This is a genomic window from Brevundimonas sp. D3-1P, from assembly GCF_055809335.1.
Window position 1 is genome coordinate 2,078,487 of sequence record NZ_CM147908.1, and the last position, 14,223, is coordinate 2,092,709.

A 14,223-nucleotide genomic window follows, 5' to 3' on the forward strand; every position below is an offset into this window, starting at 1 on the left:
CAAGGCCCCGCTTCGTCGGGGCCTTGTTCGTTTACGGATCGCCACAGGAGTTCGCCGTGAACCAGACCGCCCGCAACGCCGGCCTCGCGCTGCTTCGTCAGCACGCCCTGATCGGCGGCGAACCCATTCCCGCGAACGGCGCCGGGATCGCCGTGGACGACCCGGCGACCGGCGAGATCATCGGCCATGTGCCGGACCTGGGCGCGGCCGAGACCGAACGGGCCGTTGCGGCGGCCGCCGCGGGTTTCGCATCGTGGTCCCGCAGCGATCCCCACAAACGCGCGGCCTTCCTGCGCGCCTGGGCCACGCTGATCGACGATCACACAGAGGGTCTGGGCGCCCTGATGGCGCTGGAGAACGGCAAGCCGTTCGAGGAGGCCAAGGGCGAGGTCGCCTACGCCAACGGCTTCTTGAAATGGTTCGCCGGCCAGGCCGAGCGGCTGATCGGCGAAACCCAGGACAGCCCGCTGGGCCATCTGATCCTGACCTATCGCGAGGCGGTCGGACCGTGCGCCCTGATCACGCCCTGGAACTTCCCGGCCGCCATGCTGACGCGCAAGCTGGGACCGGCCTTCGCGGCGGGATGCACCGCGGTGGTCAAGCCCGCCAGCCAGACCCCCTTCACCGCCATCGCCCTGGCCGAACTGGCCTATGAGGCCGGACTGCCGAAAGAGGCGCTGTCGATCGTCACCGGCGATGCGGCGACCATCGGCAAGGTGCTGACCGACAGCCCCGACATCCGAAAACTGTCCTTCACGGGCTCGACCGGCGTGGGGCGAAAGCTGGCCGAGCAGTGCGCCGCGACGTTGAAGCGCCTGTCGATGGAGCTGGGCGGGGCGGCGCCGCTGATCGTCTTCGCCGACGCCGATCTGGACCTGGCGGTGGCCGAAACCATCAAGGGCAAGTTCAGAAACTCGGGCCAGACCTGCGTCTGTCCCAACCGCGTCTATGTCGAGCGATCGGTCGCGGACGCCTACGCCGAGAAGCTGGCCGCCGAAGTGGCCGGGATCAGCGTCGGGAACGCCTTCGAGGAAGGGGTGAAGGTCGGGCCGCTGATCGAGGACAAGGCCGTCGACAAGGTCGAGAAACACGTCGCGGCGATCAAGGCCGACGGCGGCCGCGTCCTCACCGGCGGATCGCGCCACGAACTGGGCGGGCGCTTCTTCCAGCCGACCGTGACCCTGGGCGGGGACGACGCCCTGTTTCGCGACGAAGAGACGTTCGGCCCGATGATCCCGGTCTTCGCTTTCGACACCGAGGAAGAGGCGTTGGAGAAGGCCAACGCCAGCGACTATGGCCTGGCCTCCTATCTGTTCACCCGCGACCTGGACCGGGCCATGCGCTTCAGCCGCCGGATCGAAGCGGGGATGTGCGGGGTCAACACCGGCCTGATCTCCACCGCCGTCGCCCCGTTCGGCGGGGTGAAGCAGTCGGGCTATGGCCGCGAAGGCTCGATCCACGGCATCGACGAATATGTGGACATCAAGACGGTGACGCTGGCGCTGAAATAGAGCCGGGCGGCCGGGCCTGTAATTCGCCGCACATCTGCGGCATAAGCCCGCGATGAAGTTCCTCGACCAGGCCAAGATCTACATCCGCTCCGGCAACGGCGGGGCGGGCTCCGTGTCGTTCCGACGCGAGAAGTTCATTCCGAACGGCGGGCCGGACGGCGGCGACGGCGGCAAGGGCGGCGACGTCTGGATCGAGGCGGTGGAAGGGCTGAACACCCTGATCGACTATCGCTATCAGCAGCATTTCAAGGCCCAGACCGGCCACCACGGCCAGGGCCGGCAGATGCATGGGGGCAAGGGCGAGGACGTCCATCTGAAGGTGCCGGTCGGCACCCAGGTCCTGGACGAGGACAAGGAGACCGTGCTGCTGGACCTGGATGCGCCCGGCAAGGTCGAACTGCTGCTGAAGGGCGGCAACGGCGGCTGGGGCAATGTGCGGTTCAAGGGGCCGACCAACCAGGCGCCGACCTACGCCAACCCCGGCCAGGAAGGTCAGGAACGCTGGATTTGGCTGCGGCTGAAGCTGATCGCCGACATCGGTCTGGCGGGCCTGCCCAATGCGGGCAAGTCGACCTTCCTGTCGGCCGCCAGCGCCGCCAAGCCCAAGATCGCCGACTATCCCTTCACCACCCTGGCGCCGAACCTGGGGATGGTGGACCTGTCGCCGTCCGAACGGTTCGTCATCGCCGATATTCCCGGCCTGATCGAGGGCGCCAGCGAGGGCGCGGGGCTGGGCACCCGGTTCCTGGGCCATGTCGAACGCTCGGCCAGCCTGATCCACCTGATCGACGGCACGCAGGACGACGTGGCCGAGGCCTATCGCATCATCCGCGGCGAGTTGGAGGCTTACGGCGAGGGCTTGGCGGACAAGGCCGAAATCCTGGCGCTGAACAAGATCGACGCCCTGACCCCCGAGGCGCGCGAGGAGAAGGCGGCCGAGCTGGAAGCGGTCGCCGGTCGGCGCCCAATGCTGGTGTCGGGCGTGTCGGGCGAAGGCGTGCCCGCCCTGCTGCGCGCCGCCTGGGCCGAGGTGAAGAAGACGCGCGGCGCCCTGGACGGCGAGACGGAAGCGGACCAGGTCAGCGGCTGGCGGCCCTGATCAGGTGTCGGCGGTCGGCTCCGGCCTGGCCCTGTGCCGGGTCGCGGCCTTCTCCTCGGCATAGGGCTGGCCGTCGCCGGACAGCAGCACGGCCATCCAGCGCGATCCCCTGAACTCGGCCAGGATGGCCATGGCCATCACCGCAAGCGGCGTGGACAGGAACATGCCCGCGACGCCCCACATCTTGCCGCAGAAGGCAAGGGCCAGCAGCACCACCACCGGGTCGATATTCTGGTTGTCGCCCTGCATGCGCGGCTGGATGAAGTTGCCGACCACGAACAGGATGAGCTGAAGCCCGACCAGCAGGATGGCGGCCGGCCAGTAGCTTTCGAACTGGACCAGGGCGAACAGCGGCGGCGCCAGGCCCGCGACCGCCCCGCCCAGCACCGGAATGAAGCCGACGACGAAGATGACGAAGGTCCAGAACTCCGCGTTCTGCAGCCCTACCGCCCGCATCAGGCCCCAGGCCACGACGCAGATCATCGCGCCCGTCACCGACTGGACCCAGATATAGCCCTCGACCCCGCCGCGCACGCGCTGGAACACCGCCACCGCCTCGTCGCGCTGGGCCTTCTGCGGGAACATGGCGACGATCTTCTTTCGAAAACCAGCCTGGGAAGCCAGGAGGAATCCGAGATAGACCAGGACGAAGAAGGCGCCCGAGGCGATGCCTTGGACCTGGAAGGCCAGGGTCGTCAGCCAGCCGCGCACGTCCACGCCATTGACCAGATCCTGGGCCGTGGGGGGATTGTCCAGCCGGAACAGGGCGTAGCCGTCGCGGATGATCTGGTCGATCCGCGGGCCAAGGTTCTGCGACACGCCCGAGGCCTCGCCGAAGAAGCCGGCCGCTCCGTTCACGATGATGGCGATGGAGGCGAAGAAGGCCAGCACCACCAGCGTCAGGGCCGCGATTCCGGCCCAGCGGTGGCCCAGCGGCGTTCGCGCCTCCACCGATCGCTTCACCCCGTCGATCATGATCAGCAGGAAGATGGCCATGGCCAGGGGCGTCAGTATGTCCCGCAGCCAATACAGGGCCGCCCCCGCCGCCACGGTGGCGATCAGGGCCACGGCGTTTCGAGACACGCTCGAGGACGGGACGGCGACAGGGGTTTTCATCCCTGTGTTGTCAAGCCGTGCGGCGGCCGCGTCAATCGCTGTTCCGACCGTGTTTGGAACGCGCTAAGGCTTAGGCTGACGCCCCAATCGGAGACCCTGATGTCCGACACCCCGCCCGGCCTGTTCCTCGGCCAGTCCGACGCCGCCCAGCCCGAGAACCTGCTGTTCAACCGGGCCAACCGCCATGGCGTGGTCGCCGGCGCCACGGGCACGGGCAAGACGGTGACGCTGCAGATCATGGCCCAGGGTTTTTCCGACGCGGGCGTGCCGGTCTTCTGCGCCGACGTGAAGGGCGACCTGTCGGGCATTTCCCAGGTCGGCGCGCCGAACGAGAAACTGTTGGCCCGCGCGGCCGAGATGGGCCTAACCCTGACGCCGCGCGCGGCGCCGGTCGTCTTCTGGGACCTGTATGGCCAGAAGGGGCATCCGATCCGCACCACGGTCTCGGAGATCGGTCCGGTGCTGATGGCGCGGATGCTGGATCTGAACGACGTGCAGGAAGGCGTGCTGACCGTCGTCTTCCACGTCGCCGACAAGGACGGCCTGCTGCTGCTGGACCTCGACGATCTGCGCAGCCTGCTGGTCTATGTGGGCGAGAACGCCGAGCGGATCGGGCGCGAGGTCGGCAATGTGGCCCCCGCCTCCATCGCCGCCATCCAGCGGTCCCTGCTCCAGATCGAGCAGCAGGGCGGCGCCGCCTTCTTCGGCGAGCCGGCCCTGAAGCTGGAGGACATGATCCGCGTCGGCCTGGACGGCCGAGGCCAGGTCAACGTGCTGGATTCCACTCGGCTTATGAACAGCCCGCGCCTGTATGCCGCCTTCCTGCTTTGGCTGCTGTCGGAACTGTTCGAACAACTGCCGGAGGTGGGCGACCCGGAAAAACCGCGTATGGTCTTCTTCTTCGACGAGGCGCACCTGCTGTTCGACGACGCCCCGCGCGCCCTTCTGGAAAAGGTCGAACAGGTGGTGCGGCTGATCCGGTCCAAGGGCGTCGGGATCTATTTCGTCACCCAGAACCCCGCCGACATCCCCGACACCGTCCTGGCCCAGCTGGGCAACCGCATCCAGCATGCGCTGCGGGCCTATACGCCGTCGGAGCAGAAGGGGTTGAAAGCGGCCTCCCAAAGCTTCCGCGCCAACGTCGCCTTCGACACGGCCGAGGCCATTCAAGCCCTGGGCGTGGGCGAGGCGCTGGTGTCGGTGCTGGATGAAAAGGGCGCGCCCACCGTCGTAGCCCGCACCAAGATCAGGCCGCCCGCCTCGCGTCTGGGGCCGGCGACGGACGCCGAGCGGGCGGCGATCATGGCCGCCAGCCCGGTGCGGGGCCTCTACGACCAGGTGCTGAACCGCGAGTCCGCCGCCGAAATCCTGTCCAACCGCCACACCGCCGATCAGGCCGAGGCGCAAGCCCAGGCCCAGGCGAAAGCCCGGGCAGAGGCGGACAAGGCCGCCCAGGCGCAGGCCAGGGTCCAGGCCAAAGCTCAGGCGCAGGCCGGGCGCACAGCCGCGACAGGCGCCCGCCGCTCCACCCGCGAGACGCCGATGGAGGCCCTGACCAAGTCCGTGCTGCGCACGGCCGGATCGACCCTGACCCGCGAACTGATGCGCGGCATTCTGGGCGGACTGAAGCGCCGCTAAGGATGGGGGCGGGACTTGCAACCGGGCGGGGGCGAGCGCATCTCCCGCCCATGTTCATCCAGACCGAACCCACGCCCAATCCCAATGTGCTGAAATTCCTGCCCGGCCGCGACGTGTCCCCGGCCGCCGCGCTCGAATACCGCACCATCGACGAGGCGACCGCTTCCCCCCTCGCCGAGGCCCTGTTCGAACTGGAGGGCGTCGACGGCGTCTTCTTCGGCGCCGACTATGTCTCGGTGACGCGCAAGGCTCAGGGGCCGGACTGGTCGGAGATGAAGGCGCCCATACTGGGCGTCGTCATGGATCATTTCGTCTCCGGCCAGCCGCTGACGCGCGGCGGCGAGACAGACGACCACGCTCAGGACGACAGCGAGGTCGTCACGGAAATCAAGGCCCTGCTGGACAGCCGCATCCGCCCGGCGGTCGCCCAGGACGGCGGCGACATCCTGTTCGATTCCTTCGACGAGGAAACGGGCGTGCTGGCCTTGCGGATGCGCGGCGCCTGCGCCGGCTGTCCGTCATCCGCCGCCACGCTGAAGGCCGGCGTCGAGCAGATGATGCGCCACTATGTGCCCGAGGTGACGCGGGTCGAGCAGACGCTCTGACCGCCTGAAACGGTTTCATCCTCGCCACGGACGCCGGCTTGCGCCATCCTGGCCGCGATGCCGCGTTTCACCCCCGATCCCGAAGCCCTGCGTCTGGGCGAGGCCCTGGCCGCGCTGCGCCGAGAGCGCGGGCTGTCCCAGGCCGAGGCCGGCGCGCGTTTGGACATGACCAGCCAGGGATGGGGGCTTTACGAGGCCGGTCGCCGATCCGGCCTGTTTCGCCCCGATGTGCAACGCCGCCTGACAGGCGCCCTCGATTCGACCCCCGAGGCGCTGGCGCTGCTGGCGACCGCCGGCGAATCGCACGGCGACGCCGATCCTTCGCCTTCCGGGGTCGAGAGCCGCGGTCGGGCGTTCATGGACAGCCCCCCGTCGGACGTCGTGCGGCGTCTCCAGATCTCGGACGATCGGCTGTCGCCGTGGGCTGTCTCGGGCGTCGTCGTGGAATACCGGCCCGGCGTCTGGCCAAGGCGGGGACAGGGTTGCGTGATCGAGACCGTCGAAGGCGACATAAGGGTCTGCGTCTATGAAGGCAGCGACGCCGAAACGATCAAGGTTTTCGGCGCCGGTTCCCTGGACCTCGCAGAGACCATCGCGCGCGACCGCATCCGCCGCCTGTCCGCCGTCACCGCGCGCATCGAAGTATAATGAAACGAAATCGTTGCGTTTCAAGCCGAGCCGTGAAACATTGCCGCCATGGTCGAGAACGCTTCAAGATCGCCCCGCGCCTCGGAACCCGTCGATCGCTATGTGGGATCGCAGATCGCGGCGCGGCGCATGGCGCTGGGCTTGTCGCAAACCGCCCTCGCCGAGCGGGTGGGCGTCAGCTTCCAGCAGGTTCAGAAATACGAAAGCGGGCGTAACCGCATATCGGCCTCGCGCCTGCACGGGCTGGCGCAGGCGCTGGGCGCGCCGATCCAGGCCTTCTTCCCCCAGGCGACGGACCGCCCCGACGACGGCGACCTGTCCCTGATCCGGGCGGTCGGCGCCACGCCCGAGGGCCGGGCCATGGCGCTGACCTTCTCGCGCATGGAGAACCGCGCCATCCGCCAGGCCTTGACGAGGCTGGTGGAGGTTCTGGTCCAGGCCGCCTAAAAGGCCGTCATGAAACTTCTGGTGATCGATACGGCGCTGGGCGCCTGCACCGCGGCGGTGTTCGCCGATGGAGGCCCCCTGGCCGTTCGGTTCGAGCCGATGGCCAAGGGCCACCAGGAGCGTTTGGGCGGGCTGGCGCGCGACGTGGTGGCCGAGGCCGGCGGCGGTTTCGAAAGCCTGGACCGGATCGGCGTCACGGTCGGCCCCGGTTCCTTCACCGGCCTGCGCGTCGGCCTGGCCTTCGCCCAGGGGCTGGGCGCCGCCCTGGATCGCTCGGTCGTGGGGATCTCGACGCTGAACGCCCTGGCGGCCTCTTTGGACGCCGAGGACCGGCCGGTCGCCGCCCTGGTCGATGCGCGGCGCGGCCAGGTCTACGCCCGGTTGTTCGCCGCCGGCGCCCCGCTCGGCGAGGCCCAGGCCCTTTCGCTGCAAGAGGCGGCGCAGCGGATTGCGGACCTCGGCCCGGCGGTCTCGCTGATCGGCAATGGCGCGACGGTCCTGACCGAAGCCTTCCCCGACCTGGCCTTTTCGCAAAGGGACGACCGGGTCGCGCCGGCCCCGCAAGCCCTGGCCCGTCTAACCGCCGACCGAGACCCGGTTAGCAATCCTCCCCGCCCGCTCTATCTGCGCGCGCCCGACGCCACGCCCCCCAGCCGCCTGCCGGGCCAGTCGCGCCAGACTGCGGCATGACCGAAAGCACCACCGAGTCTGAGATGGCGGAACACCTGGCCGCCCTGCACGCCCAGGCCTTCGCCGCGCCCTGGGAGGCGGGGGCCTTCGCCGATCTGCTGGCCCAGCCGGGCGTCCTTCTGGGGGTCGAGCCGGACGGCTTCATCCTAATCCGGGTCGTTCTGGACGAGGCGGAAATCCTGACCCTGGCGGTCCGGCCCGGTGCGCGTCGCCGGGGCCTGGGCCGCCGCCTGGTCCAACGCGCCTGCGACGCCGCCGCGACGGCCGGCGCCCACAGTCTGTTCCTGGAAGTCGCGGAGGACAATGCGGCGGCCCGCGCCCTCTACGCCCGCGCCGGCTTCGTCGAGATCGGCCGACGCAAGGCCTATTACGCCGGAGCCGACGGGCGCCGGACCGACGCCCTGGCGCTGCGGCGCGACCTGTCTGGCCCGCGCGTCACGCCGACGCTTCCCTGACGCGCGTCGAACCCCTATTCTAGGGTCATGGACCGGATCGAAAAACTCTGCGCCGAACGCGGCATGCGCATGACCGAACAGCGTCGGGTGATCGCCCGGGTGCTATCCAACGCCGAGGATCATCCCGATGTCGAGGAGCTGTACCGCCGCGCCTCGGCCATCGACCCGCACATCTCCATCGCCACCGTCTATCGCACCGTGCGCCTGTTCGAAGAGGCCGGCGTGGTCGAAAAGCATGACTTCGGCGACGGCCGCAGCCGATACGAAGAGGCGGGCGACGATCATCACGACCACCTGATCGACACCAAGTCGGGCGAGGTGATCGAATTCTTCGACGCCGAGATCGAACGGCTGAAGTCCGAGATCGCCGAACGTCTGGGCTTCCAGCTGATCGGTCACAAGCTGGAGCTTTACGGCGTCGCCATCGAGGGGGCCGAGCCGTCCAAGCGCGAAGGCTTGATCTTCACGCGCCACGCCGCCCGCGTCGATCCCGCCGACGTGGATGCCGGTTGAGGCCCGCCTTGCCGGGATGGACGCGGGCGACCATAAGCCCGACATGACCCAGACCCCGTTTTCCCAAGCCGAGACGGCGGCCGAGAAGCGTCTGTTCATCAAGACCTACGGCTGCCAGATGAACGTCTATGACTCGGAGCGCATGGCCGATGTGCTGCGCCCGCTGGGCTACGCCACGACCGACGACGCGGCCGAGGCCGACTTCGTCATCCTGAACACCTGCCACATTCGCGAGAAGGCGGCCGAGAAGATCTATTCCGAGCTGGGCAAGCTGCGCGAGATGCGCGACGAACGCCGCCAGGCCGGCCGGGACATGACCATCGCCGTCGCCGGCTGCGTCGCCCAGGCCGAGGGCGAGGAGATCATGCGCCGCCAGCCCGCGGTCGACATCGTCGTCGGCCCCCAGGCCTATCATCAGCTGCCCGAACTGCTGACGCGCACGGCGCGGGCGCGGGGCGAGCGGATCGGCGCCGACTTCGCCCCCGACGACAAGTTCGACGCCCTGCCCGTCGCGCGGGGTACGACGGGGCCGACCGCCTTCCTGACCGTGCAGGAGGGTTGCGACAAGTTCTGCACCTTCTGCGTGGTGCCCTATACGCGCGGGGCGGAATGGTCCCGGCCGCTCCACGCCGTGCTGGAAGAGGCGCGCCAGTTGGCCGGGCGCGGGGTGCGCGAAGTCACCCTGCTGGGCCAGAACGTCAACGCCTATGACGGCGAGCGCGCGGACGGCAAGAAGGCGACCCTGGCCGAGCTGGCTTACGCCCTGGCCGACATTCCCGGGCTGGACCGCATCCGCTATACGACCAGCCATCCCAACGACATGTCGGACGACCTGATCGCCGCCCATGCCGACCTGGACGCCCTGATGCCCTATCTGCACCTGCCGGTTCAGGCGGGATCGGATCGCATCCTTCGGCTGATGAACCGCAAGCACGGCCGCCAGAAATATCTCGACCTGATCGCGCGCATACGCGCGGCGCGGCCCGACATGGCGCTGTCGGGCGACTTCATCGTCGGCTTCCCCGGCGAGACGGACCGGGAGTTCGAGGAGACCTTGGACCTGGTGCGTCAGGTCCGCTACGCCTCGGCCTTCGCCTTCATGTATTCGCCCCGCCCCGGCACGCCCGCCGCCGGCATGGGCAGGCAGGTCGAACCGGAGGTCGCCAGGGAACGGCTGCAAAGGCTGATCGCCCTGGTGAGCGAACAGCAGGTCGCCTTCAACCAGGCCCAGGTCGGACGGCCCCTGAACGTCCTGTTCGAACGGCCGGGTCGGCACCCCGAACGGCGCCAGGCCATCGGCCGTTCGCCCTATCTGCAGTCGGTCCATGTCGACGATGCGGATCATCTGATCGGCCGGATCGTTCCTGTCCAGATCCTGTCCGGCCGGCAGAACAGCCTGCATGGCCGTCTCATCTCCCAGCAAAAGGCGGCTTAGTGGCGCGCGAGTCCGAGTTCATTCCCCTAAACGACGCCGAATTGCGCGCCGTGATCGGACCCAACAGCCGCCACGTCGCCCTGATCGAGGACGCCTTCAAGGTGTTGATAGAAGCGCCGGGCGGCGGCGTTTCGGTCAATGGCGGCACGCGCGATCGCTCCGACGCCCGCCGGGTGGTCGAGGACCTGGCCAAGCGCGCGGCCCTGGGCGCCGATGTCACCGAGGCGGACGTGCGCGCCGCCCTGGGCCAGGCGCGCGGCGGCAAGGGCACGCCCGGCATGACGGCGGCCGGCGTCTCCCTGCCCGGCGGCAAGCGGGGCGCCATCGTGCCCAAGACCAAGGCCCAGGCGGCCTATCTGGACATGCTGGGCCGTTGCGAACTGAGCTTCGGCGTCGGGCCGGCCGGGACGGGCAAGACCTTCCTGGCGGCGGCCTATGGCGCATCGCTGCTGCGGCGCGGCCAGGTGGACCGGCTGGTCATCACCCGGCCGGCGGTCGAGGCGGGCGAGAAGCTGGGTTTCCTGCCCGGCGATCTGAACGAGAAGGTCGATCCTTATCTCGCCCCCATCTGGGAGGCGCTGAACGACATCCTGGGGCCGGAAGACGTCCAGCGCCGTCGCGACAAGGGCGAGATCGAGGCCGCCCCCATCGCCTTCATGCGCGGCCGCACCCTCAGCCACGCCTTCGTCATCGTTGACGAGGCTCAGAACACATCGCGGCTGCAGATGAAGATGGTGCTGACGCGCCTAGGCGAGGGCGCGCGGATGGTGGTGACGGGCGACCCGTCGCAGGTCGACCTGCTGAATCCGCGCGATTCCGGCCTGGCCCACGCCCTGCGGATTCTGGACGGGGTGCAGGGGGTCGGCGTCCTGAAGTTCGAGGCCTCGGACGTGGTGCGCCACGCCATGGTCGAGCGGATCGTGCGCGCCTATGACGCCGACGCGGCGAAAGGGCGCCCCGCGCCGGACCTCGAAGACCCCGCATGATCGAGATCGAGGTCGAGGCGGACGACTGGACCTTCGCCCTGGCGGACGTAGAAGCCGTGGTCGAACGCGCAGCCGGCGCGGCCCTGGGCGCGGTCGAAGGCGATGTCGTCGTCCTGCTGACCGACGACGCCGCCGTGCGCGATCTGAACGCCCGGTTCCGCGACAGGGACAGGCCGACCAACGTCCTGTCGTTTCCCGCGCCCGAAAGCGCCGCGCCGCACCTGGGCGACATCGTCCTGGCCTATGGCGTCTGCGCGGCCGAGGCCGAAACCCAGGGCAAGACCCTGGTCGACCATCTGAGCCATCTGGTGGTCCACGGGGTGCTGCATCTGCTGGGCCGGGACCACGAGGACGACGCCGAGGCGGAGGAGATGGAGGCCGAGGAGCGCGACGTCCTGGCCCGGATCGGGGTCGCCGACCCCTATGCCGGCGATTTCGCCTAGAGTTCAGCCAGGACCGACCGATGTTTCCCGACGCCCTGCTGAACCGTATCGCCGCCCCGATCCGCGCCCTGCCCCAGCGCCGGCGCGCCTGGATCTGGCGACTGATCCGCGTGGCCCTGGCCCTGCTGGCCGGAGCCGGGACGGCCTTGGCCCATCCGCCGTTCGGCGTTCTGATCGGTCTGTTGGGCTATCCGCTGCTGATGATCCTGTCGGAGCGGTCCGACACGGTGCGCGGCGCCTTCTGGATGGGTTGGCTGGCCGGTTTCGCCTATTTCTTCATCGGTTGCTGGTGGGTGGCCGAGGCGTTTTTCGTCAATCCCGACCAGGCGTGGATGGCGCCGTTCGCGGCCAGCCTGCTGCCGGCGGGCCTGGGCCTGTTCTGGGGCGCGGCCTGCGCCCTGTATCGTCGCTTCGCGCCGCTGGGGGCGGTGCGGGTCCTGTTGTTCGCCGCCCTGTTCTGCGCCGCCGAATGGCTGCGCGGCCATGTGCTGACCGGCTTCCCGTGGAATCCGGCCGGGGCGACCTGGCGCGCGGGCGGCGGCATGTCCCAGTTCGCCTCGGTCGTCGGCGTCTACGGACTGAGCCTGATCACCGTCGCGGCGACCGCCGCCTTCGCTCCGCTGATCGGGCCGGGCGAGAGGCGCAGCCGCCTGGTCTCGGCCGGTCTGGGCGCCCTGGCCCTGATCGCGGTCGGCTTGTTCGGCGCAGTTCGGCTGGCGCAATCGCACCTCGAGTTCACCGATACGGTCGTGCGTCTGGTCCAGGCCGATGTGAAGCAGGAGACCAAATGGTCGCCCGAGGCCTATCGCTCCATCGTTGATCGCTATGTGGCTCTGACCGGCCAGGCGGCGGCGCGAACGCCCGATGTCGTGGTCTGGCCGGAGGGCGCCCTGCCCGCGTCGGCCAACGACGTCTTCGCCTCGGCCGACGCCGCCGCCATCGCCGGCGCCCTGCGGCCCGGCCAGACCCTGCTGATGGGACTGGCGCGCGGCGAGGCCGACCCGGCCTCGCCAGAGGGCGCCCGCTATTACAACAGCCTGTTCGCCCTGGCCGACGAGGGCGGGGCGGGTCTGCGGATCACGGCGGTCTACGACAAGCACCGGCTGGTGCCGTTCGGCGAATATCTGCCGCTGGGTTCGCTGATGACGTCCCTGGGTCTGCGCAGCCTGGTGCATATGCCCAGCGACTTCTCCGCCGGCCCGACGCCGGCGCCGATCGCGATGCCGGGCGCGCCGCCGGCCCAGGTTCTGATCTGCTACGAGAGCCTCTATCCCGGCTTCACCCCCGGTGCGGCAGGGCGGCCGGACTGGATCGTCAACGCCTCGAACGACGCCTGGTTCGGGGCCACGTCCGGCCCGCGCCAGCATCTGAACCTGGCCAGTTATCGCGCCATCGAGACCGGCCTGCCCATCGCGCGCGCCACCCCGACAGGGATTTCGGCCATGATCGACCCGTGGGGCCGAATCGTGGACGGAGAACGGTTGGAGCCCGGCGTCATGGGGGTTATCGACGCCCCTCTGCCCCGTCCTGTCGGGATCACCCCCTACGGCCGGCTGGGCGATTGGCCGCTGGCGCTGATGTTGCTAACGGCGTTCACCATGTCCTTGGCGCCGTCCTTTCGCCGATCTAGGGTCCGGTCGAATCGGTTGGCGATCTGAGGCGGGGGAGCGAGACCATGGCGCGTGAAAAAGGCGAAGAGTCGCACCCCGTCGATCGCCATGTCGGCCGCCGCGTGCAGGAGAAGCGGCTGGACCTGGGCCTGACCCAGACGGCGCTGGCCAAGGCCGTCGGCGTCAGCTTCCAGCAGGTGCAGAAGTATGAAAAGGGCGCGAACCGCGTTTCAGCCTCGAAACTGTTCGAGATGGCCGAGTTCATGCAGGTCGGCATTCCCTTCTTCTTCGAGGGCTTCCATCCGACCCAGCCGGGCGTGGCCGAGGACGACGCCCCCGGATTCGATCACGAACACCGCCCGACCAAGAACAGTCTGGAGATCGCCCGGCTGGCGCCGCGCTTGCCCGCGCGCAGTCAGAAGCTGATCCTGGACATGATGCGCGAAATCCTGGGCGAAGGCGGCGACAAACCGCGCTGAGCGCCTTATCCGACCCCCGTGATCTCGGCGGCCTGACCCGCCACGATCACTTCGTCTCCCACGCGGCGGCCCATGACGGCGCGGGCCAGGGGCGAGACATGGCTGACGGAGCCGCTCGCGGGATCGGCCTCGTCCTCGCCCACGATGCGCCAAGTCTGGGTGCGGCCGTCGTCGCGTTCGATGGCGACCCAGCCGCCGAAACGCACCGCGCCCTCATCCTCGCCCGGCTCGACCAACTGGGCCGAGGCGCGGCGGGCGGACCAGTAACGCAGGTCGCGCGTGGCGCGCGCCATGGCCGTGCGGTCGCTCTCGATCGACCCCTGGACCTGGGCGGCCGTATAGGCGGCCCGCGCGGCGGCCAGTTCGGCCTCGATCATCGCCAGGCCCTGCGGCGTGACCAGGTTGGGATGGGGCGAGATCGGGCGGTCCGCCAGGTCGGCGGCGGTGGCCTCGAGATCTTCCTCTCGGGTGAAGGCGACGCTCATGACACGGAACATAGCGAAGCCGACGGCTATAGCCAGCGCGGCCGCGACCGGGCAAAGCGGGGC

Annotated in this window: 16 protein-coding genes; 14 read left to right on the forward strand and 2 right to left on the reverse strand. The window is 69.3% G+C overall.

Going from position 1 to position 14,223, the window contains the following annotated elements; all coding sequences use genetic code 11:
* Positions 1–56: 56 nt before the first annotated feature.
* Entirely contained in the window at positions 57–1,511 is a 1,455-nt protein-coding gene (locus AC0L6G_RS10600) for an NAD-dependent succinate-semialdehyde dehydrogenase (RefSeq protein WP_293826924.1), read from the forward strand.
* 52 nt (positions 1,512–1,563) lie between these two features.
* Positions 1,564–2,610 carry a GTPase ObgE gene (gene obgE / locus AC0L6G_RS10605; RefSeq protein WP_293826925.1) on the forward strand — a complete coding sequence of 349 codons (1,047 nt, stop codon included), beginning with the start codon at positions 1,564–1,566 and terminating at the stop codon, positions 2,608–2,610.
* Here the strand turns inward: obgE and AC0L6G_RS10610 are convergent, their stop codons facing one another.
* The gene (locus tag AC0L6G_RS10610) at positions 2,611–3,678 is read right to left on the reverse strand and encodes an AI-2E family transporter (RefSeq protein WP_293826927.1); all 1,068 of its coding nucleotides are present in this window, start codon (positions 3,676–3,678) and stop codon (positions 2,611–2,613) included.
* A 147-nt stretch (positions 3,679–3,825) separates the two neighbouring features.
* Between AC0L6G_RS10610 and AC0L6G_RS10615 the strand changes: the two genes are divergently transcribed.
* From AC0L6G_RS10615 to AC0L6G_RS10670, 12 genes are read left to right on the forward strand one after another with little or no spacing between them, the layout of a single operon-like run.
* The gene (locus AC0L6G_RS10615; RefSeq protein WP_473252171.1) at positions 3,826–5,364 is read left to right on the forward strand and encodes a helicase HerA-like domain-containing protein; all 1,539 of its coding nucleotides are present in this window, start codon (positions 3,826–3,828) and stop codon (positions 5,362–5,364) included.
* A 50-nt stretch (positions 5,365–5,414) separates the two neighbouring features.
* A complete protein-coding gene (locus AC0L6G_RS10620) occupies positions 5,415–5,969 on the forward strand; it encodes a NifU family protein (protein ID WP_291537002.1) in 555 nt (184 codons plus the stop codon).
* A gap of 57 nt (positions 5,970–6,026) precedes the next feature.
* Positions 6,027–6,617, forward strand: a complete 591-nt coding sequence (locus AC0L6G_RS10625) for a helix-turn-helix domain-containing protein (protein ID WP_473252173.1) — start codon at positions 6,027–6,029, stop codon at positions 6,615–6,617.
* 48 nt (positions 6,618–6,665) lie between these two features.
* Positions 6,666–7,064, forward strand: coding sequence for a helix-turn-helix domain-containing protein (locus AC0L6G_RS10630; RefSeq protein ID WP_473252174.1), 399 nt, complete (start codon positions 6,666–6,668; stop codon positions 7,062–7,064).
* A 9-nt stretch (positions 7,065–7,073) separates the two neighbouring features.
* The gene (gene tsaB / locus AC0L6G_RS10635; protein WP_473252175.1) at positions 7,074–7,754 is read left to right on the forward strand and encodes a tRNA (adenosine(37)-N6)-threonylcarbamoyltransferase complex dimerization subunit type 1 TsaB; all 681 of its coding nucleotides are present in this window, start codon (positions 7,074–7,076) and stop codon (positions 7,752–7,754) included.
* The gene (gene rimI, locus AC0L6G_RS10640; RefSeq protein WP_293826934.1) at positions 7,751–8,209 is read left to right on the forward strand and encodes a ribosomal protein S18-alanine N-acetyltransferase; all 459 of its coding nucleotides are present in this window, start codon (positions 7,751–7,753) and stop codon (positions 8,207–8,209) included. Before tsaB ends, rimI begins: the two co-directional genes overlap by 4 nt.
* A 27-nt stretch (positions 8,210–8,236) precedes the next feature.
* Positions 8,237–8,722, forward strand: a complete 486-nt coding sequence (locus AC0L6G_RS10645; RefSeq protein WP_291537009.1) for a Fur family transcriptional regulator — start codon at positions 8,237–8,239, stop codon at positions 8,720–8,722.
* 43 nt (positions 8,723–8,765) lie between these two features.
* Complete coding sequence (miaB, locus tag AC0L6G_RS10650; protein ID WP_293826935.1) at positions 8,766–10,157, forward strand: tRNA (N6-isopentenyl adenosine(37)-C2)-methylthiotransferase MiaB; 1,392 nt, start codon at positions 8,766–8,768, stop codon at positions 10,155–10,157.
* Entirely contained in the window at positions 10,157–11,143 is a 987-nt protein-coding gene (locus AC0L6G_RS10655) for a PhoH family protein (RefSeq protein ID WP_291537012.1), read from the forward strand. Before miaB ends, AC0L6G_RS10655 begins: the two co-directional genes overlap by 1 nt.
* On the forward strand, positions 11,140–11,586 hold the full coding sequence (gene ybeY / locus AC0L6G_RS10660) for an rRNA maturation RNase YbeY (protein ID WP_293826937.1): 447 nt from the start codon (positions 11,140–11,142) through the stop codon (positions 11,584–11,586). Before AC0L6G_RS10655 ends, ybeY begins: the two co-directional genes overlap by 4 nt.
* 20 nt (positions 11,587–11,606) lie before the next feature.
* Positions 11,607–13,244 (forward strand): apolipoprotein N-acyltransferase, encoded by a 1,638-nt coding sequence (gene lnt, locus AC0L6G_RS10665; protein WP_293826938.1) that lies wholly within the window; start codon positions 11,607–11,609, stop codon positions 13,242–13,244.
* Positions 13,245–13,261: 17 nt separating this feature from the next.
* Positions 13,262–13,675 carry a helix-turn-helix domain-containing protein gene (locus tag AC0L6G_RS10670; protein WP_293826939.1) on the forward strand — a complete coding sequence of 138 codons (414 nt, stop codon included), beginning with the start codon at positions 13,262–13,264 and terminating at the stop codon, positions 13,673–13,675.
* Between the two features lie 5 nt (positions 13,676–13,680).
* Here the strand turns inward: AC0L6G_RS10670 and greA are convergent, their stop codons facing one another.
* Positions 13,681–14,160 carry a transcription elongation factor GreA gene (gene greA, locus AC0L6G_RS10675; RefSeq protein ID WP_293826940.1) on the reverse strand — a complete coding sequence of 160 codons (480 nt, stop codon included), beginning with the start codon at positions 14,158–14,160 and terminating at the stop codon, positions 13,681–13,683.
* Positions 14,161–14,223 lie beyond the last annotated feature (63 nt).